The organism is Bacteroides faecis MAJ27 (genome assembly GCF_900106755.1).
In the GTDB taxonomy this organism is placed as follows: Bacteria; Bacteroidota; Bacteroidia; order Bacteroidales; family Bacteroidaceae; genus Bacteroides; species Bacteroides faecis.
The window spans coordinates 1-1148 of record NZ_FNNN01000076.1; the positions used below are offsets into that span (position 1 = coordinate 1).

Consider the following 1148-nt stretch of genomic DNA (forward strand, 5'->3'; position numbering starts at 1 on the left):
TATTATACATGACGATACAAAGAAAGATAAATTTCACTCAAATGGAGCGTTACGGTACCCATTGTGAGCAGACCTACAGAACGAACTTCAACCGTGGTCGTGCTAAATGCATAGACTGGGTGAAGTTCAACCTTGCCCTATGCCGACGTTACTTGAATATGGATGGTCTATTGGCTATAGCCATCGATCCGAGCTACATCAGCAAGTCGGGTAAGAAGACTCCGCATATCGGTACTTTCTGGTCCGGTTGTGCAAGTTCCATGAAGCATGGGCTTGAAATCATGGGGCTTGCACTTGTCGATGTCCATGCCAACAGTTGCATGATGCTGCGCGCCCATCAGACTCCATCTACTGGAGAATTGAAAATGCGTAACATGACTCTCGTGCAACATTACATAGCGGTCATCAAGCGTTATAAGAAGGATTTGTTGAAGGTCACCGATATTGTTGTCGCTGACGCTTTCTTCTCTATCCGTCCGTTTGTGGACGGAATCAAAGAGTGCGGTTTCCATCTTGTCAGCCGCTTCAGGGATACTGCGAGCCTATATTATGTGTATACGGGACCTCGTTCCAATAAGCCTGGACGTCCCAAGACACTTGACGGAAAAATCAACTACAAGAAACTTGACCTCACACGTATGGCAGAGTTGCATATTGAAGGACTTGAAGGCACAGCCTACACACTCATAGCCTATTCAAAGGCATTGAAGCAGAAAGTGCGTCTTGTCATTTGGGTTATGCCGAACGGAAAACACAAGCTTTTCTTCTCAACAAAGACATCCATGTCGGGTGAGGAAGTGTTGCGCACATACCGCTCAAGATTCCAAATAGAGTTTTGTTTTCGCGATGCAAAGCAATATACTGGTCTTACGCATTGCCAAGCAAGACACAAGAACCAGTTGGACTTTTCCTATAATGCATCATTCGCATCACAGAATGTTGCGAAAGTGATGATGAAGGAAAATGGAGTGCCGTATTCCATGGCTTCTTTCAAGGAAATCATGGCAAGCACATACATCGCTAAACTAATTTTCGACAAGTGTCAGAGTAAACCGAACCGAAAGTTAATTAGTCATACTATCAAAGAACTCTTTGGCTGGCAGCGTAAAGCCGCTTAGCCGTTATCTCAAATTTTAACGAACCATTGT

General features: G+C 44.5%; 1 protein-coding gene. It reads left to right on the forward strand.

Features of this window, described 5'->3' with window-relative positions:
• A partial coding sequence (locus BLW31_RS23710; protein ID WP_256207982.1) for a transposase occupies positions 1-1118 on the forward strand: 1118 nt, incomplete at its 5' end.
• Between the last annotated feature and the right edge of the window lie 30 nt (positions 1119-1148).